Annotated in this window: 17 protein-coding genes; 11 read left to right on the top strand and 6 right to left on the bottom strand. The window is 48.5% G+C overall.

Translation table 11 applies throughout. The features are described from left to right. Positions 1–316: 316 nt before the first annotated feature. Together ACMV8I_RS14435 and ACMV8I_RS14430 are read left to right on the top strand one after the other, a co-directional pair. On the top strand, positions 317–919 hold the full coding sequence (locus ACMV8I_RS14435) for a GNAT family N-acetyltransferase (RefSeq protein WP_498865903.1): 603 nt from the start codon (positions 317–319) through the stop codon (positions 917–919). A 10-nt stretch (positions 920–929) separates the two neighbouring features. Beyond that, positions 930–2,015, top strand: coding sequence for an ABC transporter ATP-binding protein (locus tag ACMV8I_RS14430; RefSeq protein ID WP_498865902.1), 1,086 nt, complete (start codon positions 930–932; stop codon positions 2,013–2,015). A 50-nt stretch (positions 2,016–2,065) separates the two neighbouring features. Here the strand turns inward: ACMV8I_RS14430 and ACMV8I_RS14425 are convergent, their stop codons facing one another. Both ACMV8I_RS14425 and ACMV8I_RS14420 read right to left on the bottom strand, forming a co-directional pair. After that, complete coding sequence (locus ACMV8I_RS14425) at positions 2,066–3,193, bottom strand: ROK family transcriptional regulator (RefSeq protein WP_498865901.1); 1,128 nt, start codon at positions 3,191–3,193, stop codon at positions 2,066–2,068. Continuing rightward, positions 3,190–4,116: a glucosamine kinase nucleotide-binding domain-containing protein gene (locus ACMV8I_RS14420; RefSeq protein WP_498865900.1), complete on the bottom strand. Its 927-nt coding sequence runs from the start codon at positions 4,114–4,116 to the stop codon at positions 3,190–3,192. Before ACMV8I_RS14420 ends, ACMV8I_RS14425 begins: the two co-directional genes overlap by 4 nt. Before the next feature lie 317 nt (positions 4,117–4,433). Here ACMV8I_RS14420 and ACMV8I_RS14415 point away from each other — a divergent pair, with 317 nt between their 5' ends. From ACMV8I_RS14415 to ACMV8I_RS14405, 3 genes are all read left to right on the top strand, one after another. Then, positions 4,434–5,588 carry a Gfo/Idh/MocA family protein gene (locus ACMV8I_RS14415; protein ID WP_498865899.1) on the top strand — a complete coding sequence of 385 codons (1,155 nt, stop codon included), beginning with the start codon at positions 4,434–4,436 and terminating at the stop codon, positions 5,586–5,588. Between the two features lie 270 nt (positions 5,589–5,858). After that, complete coding sequence (locus ACMV8I_RS14410) at positions 5,859–6,803, top strand: bifunctional helix-turn-helix transcriptional regulator/GNAT family N-acetyltransferase (protein ID WP_498865898.1); 945 nt, start codon at positions 5,859–5,861, stop codon at positions 6,801–6,803. Positions 6,804–6,967: 164 nt separating this feature from the next. Further along, on the top strand, positions 6,968–8,035 hold the full coding sequence (locus ACMV8I_RS14405) for an alginate lyase family protein (RefSeq protein ID WP_498865897.1): 1,068 nt from the start codon (positions 6,968–6,970) through the stop codon (positions 8,033–8,035). Between the two features lie 96 nt (positions 8,036–8,131). Here the strand turns inward: ACMV8I_RS14405 and rbsK are convergent, their stop codons facing one another. After that, positions 8,132–9,334 (bottom strand): ribokinase, encoded by a 1,203-nt coding sequence (gene rbsK / locus ACMV8I_RS14400; RefSeq protein WP_498865896.1) that lies wholly within the window; start codon positions 9,332–9,334, stop codon positions 8,132–8,134. Positions 9,335–9,971: 637 nt separating this feature from the next. Between rbsK and ACMV8I_RS14395 the strand changes: the two genes are divergently transcribed. The 3 genes from ACMV8I_RS14395 (at position 9,972) to map (ending at position 12,166) form a co-directional block, all read left to right on the top strand. Beyond that, positions 9,972–10,289, top strand: coding sequence for an RcnB family protein (locus tag ACMV8I_RS14395; protein ID WP_498865895.1), 318 nt, complete (start codon positions 9,972–9,974; stop codon positions 10,287–10,289). An 868-nt stretch (positions 10,290–11,157) separates the two neighbouring features. After that, the gene (locus ACMV8I_RS14390; protein ID WP_498865894.1) at positions 11,158–11,412 is read left to right on the top strand and encodes a ParD-like family protein; all 255 of its coding nucleotides are present in this window, start codon (positions 11,158–11,160) and stop codon (positions 11,410–11,412) included. Beyond that, on the top strand, positions 11,405–12,166 hold the full coding sequence (gene map, locus ACMV8I_RS14385; RefSeq protein ID WP_498865893.1) for a type I methionyl aminopeptidase: 762 nt from the start codon (positions 11,405–11,407) through the stop codon (positions 12,164–12,166). The genes ACMV8I_RS14390 and map overlap by 8 nt, the downstream gene beginning before the upstream one ends. Before the next feature lie 54 nt (positions 12,167–12,220). Here the strand turns inward: map and ACMV8I_RS14380 are convergent, their stop codons facing one another. Further along, positions 12,221–12,616: a (R)-mandelonitrile lyase gene (locus tag ACMV8I_RS14380; protein WP_498865892.1), complete on the bottom strand. Its 396-nt coding sequence runs from the start codon at positions 12,614–12,616 to the stop codon at positions 12,221–12,223. 457 nt (positions 12,617–13,073) lie between these two features. Between ACMV8I_RS14380 and ACMV8I_RS14375 the strand changes: the two genes are divergently transcribed. From ACMV8I_RS14375 to ytfE, 3 genes are all read left to right on the top strand, one after another. Then, positions 13,074–13,487 (top strand): hypothetical protein, encoded by a 414-nt coding sequence (locus ACMV8I_RS14375; protein ID WP_498865891.1) that lies wholly within the window; start codon positions 13,074–13,076, stop codon positions 13,485–13,487. A 395-nt stretch (positions 13,488–13,882) separates the two neighbouring features. Continuing rightward, positions 13,883–15,127: a tryptophan permease gene (mtr, locus tag ACMV8I_RS14370; RefSeq protein WP_498865890.1), complete on the top strand. Its 1,245-nt coding sequence runs from the start codon at positions 13,883–13,885 to the stop codon at positions 15,125–15,127. A gap of 186 nt (positions 15,128–15,313) precedes the next feature. Beyond that, positions 15,314–15,979: an iron-sulfur cluster repair protein YtfE gene (gene ytfE, locus ACMV8I_RS14365; protein ID WP_498865889.1), complete on the top strand. Its 666-nt coding sequence runs from the start codon at positions 15,314–15,316 to the stop codon at positions 15,977–15,979. A gap of 106 nt (positions 15,980–16,085) precedes the next feature. On the opposite strand, the gene ACMV8I_RS14360 is transcribed toward ytfE, so the two are convergent. Together ACMV8I_RS14360 and ACMV8I_RS14355 are read right to left on the bottom strand one after the other, a co-directional pair. After that, positions 16,086–16,562, bottom strand: coding sequence for a PadR family transcriptional regulator (locus tag ACMV8I_RS14360; RefSeq protein ID WP_498865888.1), 477 nt, complete (start codon positions 16,560–16,562; stop codon positions 16,086–16,088). Between the two features lie 5 nt (positions 16,563–16,567). After that, positions 16,568–17,380 (bottom strand): siderophore-interacting protein, encoded by an 813-nt coding sequence (locus tag ACMV8I_RS14355; protein WP_498865887.1) that lies wholly within the window; start codon positions 17,378–17,380, stop codon positions 16,568–16,570. Positions 17,381–17,472 lie beyond the last annotated feature (92 nt).

The raw sequence follows: 17,472 nt of genomic DNA, 5'->3' as shown, positions 1-17,472 counted from the left end.
GCGATTTATTTTAATAAACCCTATCGTGCTGCGTGAATTCTCTTAACCGGCATAATGACTATAACTTATTGCCAAACATAGGATAAAATTATGTTTTCATGCGAATGAAAGCGCGTAAAACCTTTGATTAAGCGCTGTAATAAAGGATAAGTCGTCTGGGAGAAAATAGCCGGTAATCAGTTTTTCTTTTGGGTAAACCTGTGATCGGTGTCATAGGTTGGATAATTCTAAAAAATACGAATTATTATATATTGCAAACTAAGTACTCATTCTTTAGTTTAAAGGCAGGTTTTTTATACAATCCTTGGGACTTATTATGCCAACGTCGTCTGTTATTATCCGCCAGGTTGAAACTGGCGACCTCGAAGCTCTTTCGGCTATCTGTTTGAAAACCTCCGACGCAGGCCAAGATGGCACGGCACTTTACAGCGACCCCAGCTATCCGGGGCTGCGTTTTTCCGTTCCTTACGCGGTGTTTGAACCCGAATTGGCGTTTGTACTGTGTCAAGATGCCCAGGTATTAGGCTATGTGGTTGGCACCCGCGATACCGTGGCGTTTACCCATCACCTTGAACAGCAGTGGTGGCCGGAACTGCGCAAGAAATTTGCTGAGCGGCAGCCTGTAGCACCGCTCGACGACAAGGTGCTGGAAGCCATTCGCCAGCCTTCCCAGGCCTCTGCAGAGCTGACCACCGATTATCCTGCGCATCTGCACATTAATATTTTGCCGTCGGCACAAAAGAACCATCACGGCCGCAGGATGGTTGAAACCGAATTGAATGCGTTACGCGCTGCGGGCGTGAAGGGCGTTCACCTTGGCGTTAGCCTGCAAAACGAGCAGGTCTGCGGCTTCTATTCCAAACTGGGATTCAAATTTCTGATGCGCAGCAATGCCATCTACATGGGTTTAATCTTATAAGAGAGGGCTTATGGCTAATCTGCAGCTCAAAGCAATCAAGAAGTCCTATGACAACGTCAATGTCATTCACGGCATCGACCTTGAAATAAAAGACGGCGAGTTCATTGTTTTTGTCGGCCCATCTGGCTGTGGTAAATCAACACTGCTGCGCATGATCGCCGGATTGGAGGAGATAACGCAGGGGCATTTATTGGTTGATGGCGTTGATATGACACATCAGCCCGCTACCGAACGCGGTATCGCCATGGTGTTTCAGTCTTACGCTCTTTATCCCAACATGACCGTGCGCGGTAACCTTAGCTATCCGCTGGAGGTCTCGAAGCGCCCCAAGGCGGAGATCAAACGGCTGGTGGCGCTGACGGCACAAAAGCTGCACTTGAACGAATTGCTCGACCGCATGCCACGTGCACTTTCAGGAGGACAGCGCCAGCGCGTTGCTATTGGGCGGGCGATTATCCGCGAACCGCGCATTTTCCTGTTTGATGAGCCGCTGTCTAACCTTGACGCCGAGCTGCGCCTGGAAATGCGGATTGAAATCGCCAAACTGCATGAGTCATTAGGCAACACCATGATTTACGTGACCCATGACCAGCTCGAAGCGATGACTCTGGCGGACCGCATGGTGGTACTACGACAGGGCGTCATTGAGCAGGTTGGGGCGCCGCTTGAGCTTTACCATAATCCCGATAATATGTTTGTTGCAGGTTTTATTGGTTCTCCGCGCATTAACTTTATGGCGGCAGAAGTAGTGACTACCGTAAAAGGGCAGGTTCAACTTCGCGTCGCGGAACTGGGGATCGACAGCCTGATTATTCCGGTACAGCAAACGTTGAACGAGGGGGAGAAGATGTGGCTGGGGGTTCGACCAGAGCATTTTGTTTCTGCGGACAGTGCAGACTGCCACTTCAGCGGCACGCTCACTTTTGCAGAACACCTGGGGCACACCAATTATCTTTATCTTGATTATGCACAAGACAAAACGTTGGTGATCGAACAGCGGAAGCTTGAACAGCACATAAACGGTGACCGCGTCACTTTTGGGATTAATGCCCAACAAAGCCTGCTGTTCGCGCAAAGTGGTGAAAGAATTCGCTAGTTTTCCCGTATTCCATCTCCTCCTGATTGTCGGAGGAGATGGCGTTAAAATTACTCTTCGTCCGCCGATGCCGCTAAAATATCAATCAGCTTATTCACAGCAAAGCCTGCAGCCCCCAGCGCCCACATACGATTAGAATCGGTCAGGAACATCAGCGGCGTGAGCTGTGGCGTCAGTTTCAGGCGGTTTACCTGGAAACTCATGGTGACATTCTCTAGCAGGATACGCGAGGCCATCGAAGGTTCCATAGCCAGATACACCACGTCTGGATCAAGCGCGATGGAAAGGTTGGCCAGCGAGATGCCAAGGTGATGGCCGGCTTTCGCCAGAATTTCGAGCGCCGCAGGAGAAGGGTGTTGGTCAATGTCCAACAGATGAGTAATAGCTGGCGCATCAGCGTGCTGAACCGCCAGAGCGTTTAGAATGGCGCTCGATGACGCCACCTCTTCCAGATTGGTGGTGCCATCGCCAATCAACCCGTTTCCAATCTCACCGGCGTTACCGTGCCTGCCCCGATAGAGCTGGCGTTCGATAATAATACCTGCGCCAATTCCTTTACCGTAAGTGGCAATAATCGCCGACTGCGCACTGCCCAGTTGACCAAATACTAGTGTTGCCAACGCCATAGCATTGGCATCATTTTCTATATATACGGGGATATGAAAGCGTTCGGCCAGAATGTTGGCAATGGGCACGTTGGTCCAGTCAAGCACCTTGGATCGCACGCACGAACCGCTGTCGGGATCAACAATGCCCGATAAGGCCAGTCCGATAGCCCCCACCTTGTCGGCATCAACGTTCTTTAAAAATTTTGCCAGCGCGTCGCTGAGCTGCTTGGGCGTCATCGCACCGCTCGGGATCTGCTGCTCGCCAATCAGTTTGCCGTTAAGGTCAGTCATCACAATCAGGTTACGTTCGGCATTGAGCTGAATACCCACCACCGCGGCCTGATCGGGATCGAGCCCCAACAAAATTTTTGGTCGACCTATCGACTCGCGGCGCAGCCCAAGTTCATGAATGATACCTTTCGCCAGCAGCCGGTTGGTGGCCTGTGAAACGGTCGACATACTCAACCCACTTCGCACTTTCAAATCAGACTGGCTAATCGGTGAGTTTTCAACAATCAGGCGCAGGAGACGCGCCGATACATTGGGAGCAATTTTTTTGGCGGCAGTCATAATTTTAGGAGGTCATCTTCTTTGTGAGGGTCCCTGTCCGGTAAAGTTACCACAAGTGATTGTTTATGTGCTGCAAATAACAAAGCACCCTGCAAGGCATCACCTTGCGGTATAACGATCTTTTGCTGTAATTCGGGTGAAAGATAGCGCGTGACAGGTTGGGCAATCCCGCCCATTAGACAGACTTTTGCCTGACTGGTTTTAACCAAAAAAGAGAGCAGCCGATCGATATCCGCCGCCAGTGTTTTGACCAAAGACAACGCATTAACGTCGTTCAACGCTGCATGCTCGAATATTAACGGAGAAAATGCTCCCCACCGGGCGGGCGTTGCGGAACAGGTCCATTCCAGCATGGCTTCAGGACTGTTGAAGAAGTGTGCCATGAGGGTTTGCGTCAAAGGTGAGGGCACTGAAAGCCCTTCGTGGCAGCGCAGGGCGAGCCGGAGCGCACTGCGACCTAACTGAGCGCCAGAGCCATCGTCTGAAAGCGCAAATCCCCACCCGCCTACGGAATGGAAATCCTGGCCGTCGTAGGCCGTACCCTGACTTCCGGTACCAACAATCAACACTGCACCCAGTTCACCGGCATGCGCGCCCAGGCAGGCTATTTCAACGTCGGAGGCAATGTGCTGACGCAGAAAAGGCATAGGCCAGTCACGCGCCTGCTGACGTATGCGCGTGACGTTAGCCCCGGCAAAACCAAAAGCGGCGGATGTCTTCTGGTACGTATCTTTCGATAATTTGGCCATCATGAAGCAGTTTTCAACTGCCGTTAATGCTGCCGCGATCGCCCCTTCAAAGTCGCTGAATATGTTGGCTGAACCCGTGCTGCAGTTTGCCAACACTCTTCCTTGCTTATCGGTAAGTCGCGCTCGACATTGAGTTCCACCGGCGTCAATTCCAACGAAATATTCTGGTTGCAAAATTATCCTCCTGTCTGACGCCGCACAAGCCTTTCAAGCTATTGAAACACATGACCTGTGATGAGCCAAAAGATAGGGCAAAAAAACATAAATCGCAATAGTAAAAAAACATTGAAATTAATTATAAAATTAAATAATTATATTTCATGATGTTAGATTAACTTAGCGATTTAAGTGAGATTCAATTTATTGACATTACTTTTGTCACCGTAATAAGTTAGTGGCTAATCATTAGGCAACTGCATGCTGCGCCAACGTTCTTTCTGCGCAGACATCAGCATCGTGCTCACCTTATAAAGGCAGCCAGGGGATAAAACATGAAAGTAGGCATTGTGGGTCTCGGTTTTCGAATGTCCAACGTAGTTAACGAGTTTAATAAAGTTGACCCCGAATTCCGCATCGCGGGTTACGTTGATCCTGCACCCGCCGGTCTTCCCAACCTGCACACATTTGGTATTGAGCCGGGGCAATCCTTTGCATCCCTTGACGACATGTTGAAAAACGCCGATTTCGATCTGTTAATGGTCGGCTCGCCTAACTATCTTCACCTGGAGCACGTCAAAGCCGGTCTTGAGGCAGGCAAAAGAGTGTTTACCGAAAAACCGGTGGTGATTAACGAAGAGCAAACCATGGCAATGGCCGCACTGGTTAGACAGTACGGTTCAGACCACATTATCGTCGGTCTGGTGCTGCGCTATTCGCCGCTGTTCATTGACTTGATGCGTGCTAAAGAGCAAGGACAATTGGGTGAAATAGCCTCAATTGAAGCCACCGAACACATTCGCCCCTTCCACGGCGCATTTTTCCAACGAGACTGGCGCCGTTATGAAAAATACGCAGGTCCTTACATTTTGGAAAAATGTTGCCATGATATCGATCTCTATCAGGGATTGATGGGCGAGAGACCAGTGAGGGTAGCCAGCTTTGGCGGACGTAAATCTTTCACGCCAGAGCAGGAGCCACAGGGTGAGTTCAATGCCAGCGCCGAGCTTTACCATATCAAACCTAGCGGATGGTCCAGCACTGACGCGGTGTTTACCAGCGATGCTGACATAGTGGATTATCAGACCGCGCTGATCGAGTACAGCGGAGGTGCGACCCTTGCTTTCCACGCCAATCTCAACGTTCCCGACGAATTCCGCCGCTTCTGCGTGATAGGAGCAAAAGGGATGGCAGAGGGAGATTTTGTACGCAACTTCTTCCGCGTACACGACGCACGCTCGGGAGATAAAATTGTCTCAACCGAATATGAAGGGAATGCCTATGACGGCCACTATGGGGCCGACGCCTTGATGGCGGAGCACGTAGTTAAACATCTTAAAACCGGCAGCCCACTCAATGTCTCAGTGATTGATGCGCTGGAAGCCGGGTTAACGGCGATTAAAATCGACGAAGCGCGAAAAACGCGTTCAGTGATCGACCTGACCGAAAGCTGGCAACGTTTCGACCAGCAGTTAGGACGCCAGCCATAAATGATTCTTCCTTCACCAGGGAAACCTTTACGGCAAAATCGTTCCTAAGCGGGATCGGAAGTAAAAAGCTTCCGATCCCGCTATATCACCCGACTCAATTACTTGGGCTCTCATTCCTGTTCACTGAAACCCGTCCGTTTCCCAAAGCGGACTCTCCCTTGCTGCGCTGTTGTAATCTGGCTGACGCTCACGGTTACGGATGTCTGTTGACAGAAACCGGTTAAAGTGGTTGCATTGCACAACTATAATAACTCGCCGGGAACTCTACGCATGAAAGCCGAATCTCCGATCGTCGACGATATCCGGTTAGCATCCCGACTGATGGTTCGGGAACTGGGTTTTATGAATACCACATTGGCCGCGACAAACTATTCTCCTTCAGTTGTCCATAGCCTGCTTGAAATTGAAGCCAGGGGAAAAATGACCGCCAAACAGTTGGTGGATGTACTGTGTTTAGAAAAATCGAGCGTTAGCCGGATGCTGGCGAAGCTGGTCATTGCGGGGGAATTAGTTGAAACCGCCTCTAGCGAAGACGCAAGAGTGAAAGAACTACAGTTAACCTGGCTAGGCCAGGAGAGTGTCAGCAAGATACATGCCTATGGTAAAAACCAGGTGATCTCTGCGCTGGCAAAGCTCAGCCCTGATCAGCAACAAACGGTAAAGGAGGGCATTTCGGTTTACGCTTCCGCACTGCAATCCTGTCGTAAAGATAATGTTGAAATAACACCGCAACGAATTGATATAGAAACGGGTTATCAGCCGGGAATGATTGGCCGTATTTCTGAGATGCACGTCCATTACTATTCCACACATCATGGATTCGGCCGCTTTTTTGAGGCAAAAGTGGCCGCAGGACTGGCCGATTTTACGGGCCGCCTTGATGAAAACTGCAACCAGATTTGGACGGCAACGCTGAACGGGCGAATAGTCGGCTCTGTCGCCATTGATGGTCAGGATCTTGGCAACGGCGAGGCGCATTTGCGCTGGTTTATCCTTGATGAGAGCTGCAGGGGAACTGGCACAGGCAAACGGCTTCTGAGTGAGGCGATTAAATTTTGCGATGAATATGGGTTTATTTCTGTGCAGTTGTGGACGTTCAACAAACTGACAGCCGCCCGCCGTCTTTATGAATCTATCGGCTTTGGACTGGTCAAGGAATGGCAAGGTGAACAGTGGGGAAATAGCATTATGGAACAGCAGTTTACAAGAAATTAACTGTGATGCTCCGAGTTGTCTGAAGGGGGGCATTTTAAACTTGTTAAAAGGTGACATTATAATATTGGTGTTACATATTTGGTGCGCATAACATTGATTATGTTAAATGTACTATGTGTTATTGAAAACAACCTTTCTACCGTTAACGTTTGAAGGGATCCACTATGAAACTGTCCGCTCTTCCTTTCCCACTGACTTTGCGCCGCTATACGTTATTGGCACTGCTCTGTACACCTTGGTTAACCAACGCCGCAGATTTTTGCTCACCATCACCCGATAGAAATTCCCCCGCAGCAACCTCCTTACTTCGCAGCGTTGATGCACATCTGGCGAATAATCCTGATGCTTTACCCCATCTGCATACGGAAGGAACCTTGCTACATCGAGGCATTCGCGACGAAAGCGAAGTAGCAGAAAAAGACCTCCCGCTGATGCGCGACGCTGCGTTGGCATGGCGCCTCAATGGTGATAGCCGCTATCTTAATCAAACCAGTCGTTATTTGGCGGCGTGGGTCAACACCTATCAACCTAGTTACGATCCTATTGATGAAACACATTTTGAGAGCTTGATCATCGCCTACAGCGTGACTCAACATGCTTTAGCACCTGACCTGCGTAATGCGACCCAAACCTTCTTGCGCCAAATGGCTCAGGGTTATGTCAAACGCATTATACAGGCCAAACAGAAACCCCATCCTTCCACGATTTTCATGGATAACTGGCAAAGTCATCGCATCAAATTAGTGACCATGATTGCCTTCGTGCTGGACGATAAACCGTTACAAGAACAGGCTAAGATGCTATTCAAACAGCAAACTGGCGAGAATATTAATGCCGACGGTTCGGTCTTCGACTTTTATGAACGCGATGCTTTGCACTATGTAGTGTATGACCTTGAGCCGCTGACGATGGCAGCGCTGGCAGCCGCTCGGGGAGGACAGCACTGGTCTTATCTGGGGCATGACAGGGGGGGCAATTTGGCACAAGCACTCGATTGGCTAGTAAGTTATGCAGATGGCCGTAAAACGCATCAAGAATATCAACACTCCAGCGTGCCTTTTGATGCGGCGCGCCGTGAAGCCGGTGAACATGGTTTTTCTGGCCCATGGGCCGCGAAAAGTAGTCAGGGATTATATTGGATGGCATCTCACCTTGACTCAAAATATAAGCCGTTGGCACAACAACTCGCCCATAATCCCCCTGCTTGGCTGAACGTCTGTTGGCCGGAGTAAGGGAAAGCAAGAAAGAGAATGGATTCCATCAATAACTGTTTTCTTCGTGTTTATTTCTTCTCCTTGTAACCGTTCTTAACGGTGAAATAAATGAGATTAGGCACTTCGCAGCCGGGCCAATACTTTCTTGCGATCGGGCATATTTGACGCCCCCTCTCGTTCCACAGCGAGTGAGGCAAAGGCCGAAGCAAAAGTGGCTGCCAGGGGGAGAGACTGACCGTTGGCCATCGATGCGGCCAAAGCACCATTAAAGGCATCGCCTGCTCCCGTCGTATCAATGCTCATTGCCGGGAATGCCGGGATATGCTGGAATTGTTGATTTTCATAGAGCAGTGCGCCTCGCGATCCCATGGTAATAATCACCCGACGAGCCCCCAGTGCAAAAATAGCTTGTGCAGCCTTTTTACCGCTTTCAATATCTGTAACTTCAATGCCCGATAATTGAGATGCTTCTGTTTCATTCGGTGTGATCACATCGATATATTCGAGTGCCGATAACACCTCGGGAGAATAAGGCGCAGGGTTCATAATGATTTTTACCCCAAGCTCGCGCGCAAGTTTCATTGCATTTAGCGTTGCTGAAAAATTATTCTCCAATTGCAGCAATAAAACGCTTGAATTTGATAGCTCTTCGCGCAATTCGTAGATCTCTTCTTCACTGATGGTTTTGTTAGCGCCAGAATGAATTGCTATCATGTTTTCACCATTTTCCTGAGAAACATAGATAATGGCATTGCCCGTTGGTTCAGTTTCAGATTGATAAAGTTTAAAAGAGTAAATATCTGAAGAAGAAAGGTGATCCATAGCAAATTGGCTAAATTGGTCTTTGCCGACTTTAGAAACAAAATGTACTTTTGCGCCGGCACGACTTGCTGCCTGAGCCTGATTAGCGCCTTTGCCTCCAGGGCCTAAAGTGCTTCCTTCAGCAAAAATAGATTCTCCGCCTTTAGGGAAACGAGTAACTTTAGCAACAATGTCGACATTAAAAGAACCAAGAATACAAACCTTATCCTTCACTTTTTCACCCTTTCCTTTTTTATTACTTTCACACGCAATATGTTTTAAAATGGATTCAAAATCACTGGCGACATCAGAAATTAAACGTGATTGCAGGCTCTTTCGAATAATAATGGCTCCGCCATGACATCGTTGAACCATTCCCTGGAATGACAACGCATTTAAATCACTACGGATTGTTTCCTTAGTGACATTAAAATACAGGGCGAGATATTTCACTGTTGCTCTGTCATTCTCGTCAAGAAAACTCAGAATTTTTATTCTTCTTTCTTCAAGAAACATAGTTTGCTCCCTCGTCGTGTAATTGAGGATACGAAACGAGGTGATGGCATAAAGTGATAACCATCATGTAAACATTAAAAAAGCAAAAACAAACAAAAATTTAACATAAAACATCAAATTATCGTTTTAACAATCCAAAAACGGCTTTGTTGAATCAATCGAATTTTTGGCGGCAATCAAGATCAGACATCTAAATATGGACGCGTATTCAATACGTTGAAAACTGTCGCTTCGATATGTAACCGCGCTTTCTCTGGCTAGACTGCACGTTCAGCTAATCGCTGAAGTTGATAAAATGTGATCATTTGTAGGTAACATAGAGCAGCAAAGCGGGCTGTGATGTCCGGGAAAATCCCGTCTCAAGCATACTATTGCCCATGCTGTTAGCACATCACGGAAGAGTTCAGCTTCATATCGATTACAGTCCTTATTAAGCAGAATGAAATCAGAAACAGCGCTGACGCAGGCTCTCTTTGAAATGATGTTTGCATTTCGACACAATAAATCTCGCCGGTATGACGGCGTTTTCTCGTTATTATTCTGTCCTGGAGTCGCGATACAGGCTTCACTGTGCCGCTGGTGCACCAGACTGGCCGTGAAGCATGCTATAAGTTGATCGTTTTAGACGGGAAAAAATATGCGTCATTTTAAATGGGTAATGTTATCGGCTTTTGTATTTTCCTCTGCACTTACGATGACCGGGACGGCGTTTGCGGCAAAAAATTCTCATGAAATAAAATCTTTCTACGATGCCTCGAAACTTTATACACTAGGCAGCGTGGTACCGGACCTCTACCGGACTAAACCCTATGAGATCGACGAGTGGCAAAAACGTAATTTGCCTGCGCCAGAGGCGAATAGCCACTGGACCTACATAGGCGGCAGCTATGCGCTGATCACCGACGCAGAGGGCAAAATTCTCAAAGCGGAATCTGGCGATATATTTTTCGAGTAAACCTAAAACCCGAACCGATGCGATAAGAGGTTTCTGCGGCATACCGGCAAGCATGTCGCTATTGATGATTGATATCAAAGAGTAAAGGTAAGTTAAGACGAGGGGAGTTCAGCAATCGCTGGAGCAGTCCTTAAATGATAAAAGCCCTGACAATATTATCGCCAGGGCTTTTAAGGGACTACATTATTAATAATTAACATTAATCAACTTAATAACTTAGTACTACTTCAAAAGATGTACATTTTTTACAGGATATATTATTACTTTCTCTAACGCTGTCCTCCGATATTTTGATGGAATAAGGTCGTGATCCTGTAACTTTCATTGTGTTATCTCGAGAAGATATAACAAAATGAGCACATCACCCTCGCGATATATACTTTTTGATGCGTTGCCTTACTTCCGTCGCGACATTCTCGATTTCATACTTAACGTACCCAAATCGCGAACATAACTATTAATAACAAGGCCTTACATCATCGCGGTACTGACCCACATGCGATTATACAGATTTACTGCATGGCCTTGGAGCGTCATCGTATGAGTTAAGTGTTAAAACTCAGTATCGATTATCCCAAACTACAATATATCGTGGCCTTTATCGCACTGTATTTACTTCTAAAGTATAACTAGTTTTCAGCTAGTTGAACACCACGCTAATAAACATATTTCTGTCGTTTCCGTTGGTGCTGAGTTCTAATCTACTCGTTCTTTGCAGGGTGTCAACACTGTTTTTAAGCACATGTTTTTATGTTCAGTACAGTAATAATAAAGATTACAGGACCGCAGGGTTGTAAGTAAGTCATGGGCTCAGGTATGATACGAGAATATATAAAACATATACAAACCATATACTGAGGGGCCCTCAATGGGCATTATCAAAATATCTGAAATGATGCATGAAAATCTGCGCATCGCCAGCCTCGCGTTCACCCGTTCGATGAATGCTCAGGCGGAACACTGGATGAAAGTGGGCATGCTGATGGAGATGCACCCGGATCTGTCTCACCGCGATATCTGTCAGTTGCTGGTTCGCGCAAGTGCAGGATCCACGGAGAACTTCGATGGTATTAAAACCCTGCTAAATGATGGTGTCACCGCAAGGAAAACAAACAATGACTGACAACACCTTTATCAAATCCTCAGAGGGTATCGCAAAAGCGCGTATCGCCGGAGGGCTTGCCGCCCGCGTTCTGCAAATGATTGAACCGCACGTCCAGCCCGGCGTTACCACCGAGCATCTCGATCAATTATGTCATGATTTTATCGTCAATGAGTTACAAGCGATCCCAGCCAATATCGGTTATCACGGCTACCAAAAGACTACCTGCATCTCAGTCAATCATGTCATCTGCCACGGTATACCCTCGGAGAAGATCCTTAAAAAAGGCGACATCGTGAACGTTGATGTGGCCCTGATCAAAGACGGTTGGTACGGCGACACCAGCCGCATGTTTTATGCAGGCGAACCCTCAATTTTGGCACGCCGTCTGGTTGATACGACGCTCGAAGCCATGAACGCCGGTATTGCCGTAGTGCGCCCTGGCGCTACTTTAGGGGATGTGGGTTATGCCATCGCCAGCGTAGCTGAACGGCAGAACTTTACCGTGGTGCAAGAGTATTGCGGCCACGGAATCGGTCAGGGATATCACGAAGAGCCGCAGGTGCTGCACTATGGTCAGCCAGGCAAAGGGCTTATGCTTGAGGAAGGCATGCTGTTTACGATAGAGCCGATGATCAACGCCGGTCAGCGCCATTCGAAAGTCTTAAAAGATGGCTGGACCGTGGTGACCAAAGATCACTCGTTGTCGGCTCAGTGGGAGCACATGGTGCTGGTGACCAAAGAAGGCCACGAAGTATTGACGCCGTGGCCTTAAGCTTTTTTTCATTTATTCCAGAGGGACTTATGTCCCACTGTTTACAGACGTTAATTATTTCTGATACTGCGCATCCGTAACATGCTCAAGCCACTCAACCGGGCTGCCATTTAGCGATTCTGCAATAGCAATGTGCGTCATGGCAGTCTGGGATGTCGCACCATGCCAGTGTTTTATGCCTTCAGGGATCCAAACAATATCGCCCTGATTCAACTCTTCAATTGCCTCTCCTTCTTTCTGGATCCAGCCACGACCCTGCGTGACGATCAGCGTCTGTCCAAGCGGATGGGTATGCCACGCAGTGCGTGCACCAGGCTCAAATGTCACAGTAGCGCCTCCAACACGGGCCGGTTCAGTGCCGCTGAAAGATGCGTCAATACGCACTATGCCAGTAAAGTACTCTGCCGGACCGACTTTGGAAGGTTGGGTACCGCTACGAATAATTTTCATGTTTTCCTCTGATATGTCATGCGATGTGATCACGTTACCGAGATTGGTATGTATTAACGATAGGGTGAAGTCAGCAAGAACTTATGAGCTTGAGTCATAAATAGTATTGCAAATCGGCTTCTGCTCACCTTGTATACGGCGGTAGAATTGTCACATGAGCTTCATCTGTAACGTCTGAGGACAAGAATGAGCACACTACCGCCTTCTCACGATTGGTAGAAGCGTTACGGTATAAGAAATAGCAACCGCTGAAACTGGGCAGATAGCAGGATGACCACTGATGTGCACCCATTCTACGCATCGCTTACCGGGCCTATGTCTAAAATGTCTAAGACGATTCCTCTGAGATTCGCACCCAATGCATTCATCACGACAGAGATATCAGTTATATTACTGCCCTGACCACTACGTCAGGCTAGAAATCTCACATTGATGCATTAAAGGATAACGTCGCACTATGACTCACCGTTTCACCCTGGCCGTCATTGCGGCCGCCATTACGCTGACCGGATGCGCCAAGCACCCTACTGGCGAGCCTGCAGCCAACTTCGCCAGTGGCGATACGCTGGTCACCGTGGCACATATTTCTGGCAAAACTGACGACGGCACCACGGTTTTTGTCACCGTTGACGGTACCGATGCTGCTGCGCTGAAGAAGGGCCAAAGCGTCGAGTTACACGTTCCCGCAGGCCAGCATCAGGTCGGAGGTTATGCCCGGACGCTGATTGGACGCGTCACTATTGCACCGGTTGAAATCACCACTACCTCCGACGCTGCAAAACACGTAGCGTACAGCGTGACCAAAACCAAACCGGCATTTTCAGAGCTAAACACCGACACGACACCTGCTCAGCAGCAACCGCCGGCATAACGCATTACGCCCATTGCCTGATGGCGGAAGGATGCAGAACTGAGTGACATCACTCATCAAGCTCTTCCGCCGCATCTAAGATGCCGCTCATCTGCATGCAGACGTGGATCATCCCGTCAAGCTGCACAAAATACACTTCATCACCCTCTTTCTCTCTGTCTTTCTGCACCACGACCCGGTCACATCATTGATGCGCTGCAACTCATATCAGCGAACAGAGTTATTTAGCCTTCCTCGTACTAGCAAACTAGTCAAGCGTATACATTGATTTCCAGATGCACTATATTGCCGCGCTTAAGGACCGTGCCACAGAAAAAACGCAGGTTTTTTACCCTGTTAGTTTCTGCCCTTTTTGACAGGTTCATCATGATTAAAGCCACGCGAGGATCCGCACTATGGCTACGCTTACAGTAAATCCCCCGCAACGCTCATTACTGGGCGGTGCGATGATTATCGGAGGCACCATCATTGGTGCAGGGATGTTCTCTTTGCCGGTAGTGATGTCAGGTGCCTGGTTTTTCTGGTCAATCGCCGCACTGGTGTTTACCTGGTTCTGTATGCTGCACTCCGGTCTGATGATTCTGGAGGCTAACCTGAATTACCCGGTCGGCTCCAGTTTTAACACTGTGACGCGAGACCTGCTAGGTAACCACTGGAATATGCTTAACGGCATCACCATTGCCTTCGTACTTTACATCCTCACCTACGCTTATATTTCAGCCAGTGGCTCAGTTCTTCAACATACAATGCGTGAAATGTCAGTCGACTTTTCGCCGCGTCTCGGCGGCCTGCTGACGGCGCTTGCCGTGGCTTTCATTGTCTGGCTAAGTACCCGTGCGGTGAGCCGTATGACAGCCATTGTGCTGGGCGCAAAGATCATCGCCTTTTTCCTCACCTTCGGCAGTCTTCTGTGGCACATCAAACCGGTCAATTTGCTCAACAGCGTGGAGTACAATCCGAGTTACGCGCCTTATGTGCTGGCGACACTGCCATTCTGTCTGGCGTCGTTTGGTTATCACGGCAACGTACCAAGCCTGATGAAGTATTACGGCAAAGATCCGCAGATGATTAAAAGATGTCTGCTACTTGGCACACTCATGGCGCTGGGTCTGTATATCATCTGGATGCTGGGGACGATGGGCAATATTCCTCGCCCGGCGTTTGTCGGCATCATCGAACGCGGCGGTAATATTGACATACTGGTGCAGTCGCTAAGCCAGATCCTCAACAGCGCCGGGCTGGATCTGCTGCTAACTATCTTCTCAAATTTCGCCGTCGCCTGTTCTTTCCTTGGCGTAACGCTGGGGCTGTTTGACTATCTGGCCGACCTGTTTAAATTCGACGATAACCGGATGGGTCGTCTTAAAACTGCGCTGGTGACCTTCATTCCACCCATTATCGGCGGCGTTATCTACCCGGATGGTTTCATCTACGCCATCGGCTTTGCCGGTTTAGCCGCTACCGTCTGGGCGGTGATCGTTCCTGCATTGATGGCCCGCGCATCGCGCCAGCGCTTTGGCAGCCCGTGCTACCGAGTGTGGGGCGGTAATAAAATGATTGTGCTGGTACTGCTGTTTGGTTTGCTCAATGCCGCAGTACATATTCTTTCCAGCCTCAATTGGTTACCGCTTTACCGCTGACGTGCAGCAGACAAAAAATAAAGTGAGCCCCAACTACCGCGATTTTTTGCGACAGCAATAACACTGACTCCTCTCTTCAGTCATGTCGTGAGGGTAGCATTTAAATCCCTCGTACTTCGTTTGAGCTATAGCATTGCCTTAAACATGTATTTATAATACATGTTATTCATTTAACGAGGACTCATCATGAACTATCGCGACCAACCTCTTGGTGTTCTGGCTGTTGCTATACCCCGTGCTACACGCTTATTTCGTCAGTACGATCTCGATTTTTGCTGCGGGGGAAAACAAACCTTGCTGCGTGCTGTGACTAAAAAAGATCTGGATATTGATGTAATTGAACAGCAAATTGCCGAAATTGCGAAACAACCGGATACTTCAACTGACTGGCAAACCGCTCCACTGGCTCAGCTGATTGATTTTATCATTCCGCGCTTTCACGACCGCCATCGCAAGGAACTGCCTGAACTGGTGCTAATGGCAGAAAAAGTCGAGCGCGTACATGCTGACAAAGCCCCCTGCCCGCGTGGCCTGGCGGTTCAGTTGCAGCTTATCCTCGATGAACTGAGCAGCCACATGATGAAAGAAGAGCAGATTCTGTTCCCGATGATCCGCGCGGGTATGGGCAGTCATGCAGGCGGTCCGATTTCTGTTATGGAAAGCGAGCATGATAGCGCTGGAGAAATTCTGGAAGAGATCAAACATCTGACCAATAACGTTACATCGCCCGAAGGCGCATGCGTTACCTGGCGTGCGCTGTACGCAGGGATCAATGAGTTCATCACCGATTTAATGGAACACATTCATTTAGAAAACAACCTGTTATTCCCACGAGCACTGCGCGGAGAATAATAAGAGCACTGCACCGGTTCGTGAAGCAGCGCTACAGAAGCAATCACCACATTTTAAATAATAAGTCCTCTGCGTAAACGGAGGCTTTATTCATTATCAGCTCAGATCAGCTGCGCTCTATGGCTTTGGTCGCGAGATCTAATGCATCGGTAATTTTATACAGCGTGTCCTGTTCGATTGGCCCTTTTGCCAACCGCAGATTTAGCGCCATGCGGATATTATTAATCGCTCTTTGCATTTCAGGAATACTGCGGTTATTGGATAATATCGCCAACGAATGCAGCCGCTCTGTCACCGTACTCAGCAGTTCCCCTTGTTGAGCGAGCGATTCTGCGCCTTCTGCGGTGATCGTATACTGCTTCTTTCCCTCCTCTTCCTGACTGACACGGATCAGCGCCTGCTCTTCCAGAAAAGTCAGATTGGGATAAATAATACTGGCACTCGGTGTGTACTCGCCTTTGGATAACGCTTCTATCGCTTTGATCAACTCATAACCGTGCGCGGGACGCTGTTGCAAAAAATACAGCATTAATAACCGGATATCTCCGGTTTCAAACATTCTTTCGCGACGATGTTTGCTCATCAGCATTACTTGTTATGCCAATAAGCCACACAGCGCACATACGCAGGTTCCAGGCCTTTTGTTACCGTGAAATAATCTTGCAGACCTTTCACAAACTTGCCTTCGCCGGTTGCCCAAACGTAGTAATCATTTTCCGGAAGTGACAAGCTTTTCACTTTTTGCAACACGATATCGTCTTTCCGATCCCCCCTGGAGTCATCGCTCACCACCCACTCGATGTTGAACGCAGTTTCATCCTCTAAATAACTGATGCAACTGGCTTCTTTGACATTAACCAGCACGGTGACTTTAGCGTTCGACGCTGCCTGTTTCAGCTCGCCAAGACGACGTTTCAGCGCCGGAAGGCCGGTTTCATCGCACAGATAGAGCTGCCATTGATAGTCGACAGGAATGAGCAACGAACCACGCGGGCCACCGATAATCAGCGGGTCGCCCGGTTTTGCATGGTCCGCCCACTCGCTTGCAACACCGCCGTCGTGAATATAGAAATCGAGCGTCAATTCGTTAGCTTGCGCATCAAAATGCAGCGGCGTGTATTCACGGTTAATCGGGCGCGGCCCTTCGCCCCAGACAATACCGTCTTCGGTAGCGGCAGGCAGAGTGATCACATCACCCGGATTGGCTGGGAAAAACAACTTAATGTGGTCGTCAAAGCCACGGGAATTAAAGCCTTTAAGATCTTCGCCGCTAAGGACGATTCGCTTGAAACAGCCGGCGATATTTTTGCTGTGCTTAACGGTAAGGTGGCGGAACGCGAGCTCGTTTTTCACACGAACAGGCAGGTTTGTAGCAGGAGACTCCGTACGATGCTGTTCCATTTTTTTCTCTTTCAGGAAATTAGTCACCGTTAAAGATATATCTTAGTTATATTTTACTCAACACTAACGCAGTAAGGAAAGTGAAAAAAATA

Source organism: Ewingella sp. S1.OA.A_B6 (genome assembly GCF_049889095.1).
Classification (GTDB): Bacteria; Pseudomonadota; Gammaproteobacteria; order Enterobacterales; family Enterobacteriaceae; genus Ewingella.
Note: the sequence above shows the minus strand (reverse complement) of the source record. Positions and strands in the feature narration are given on the sequence as shown.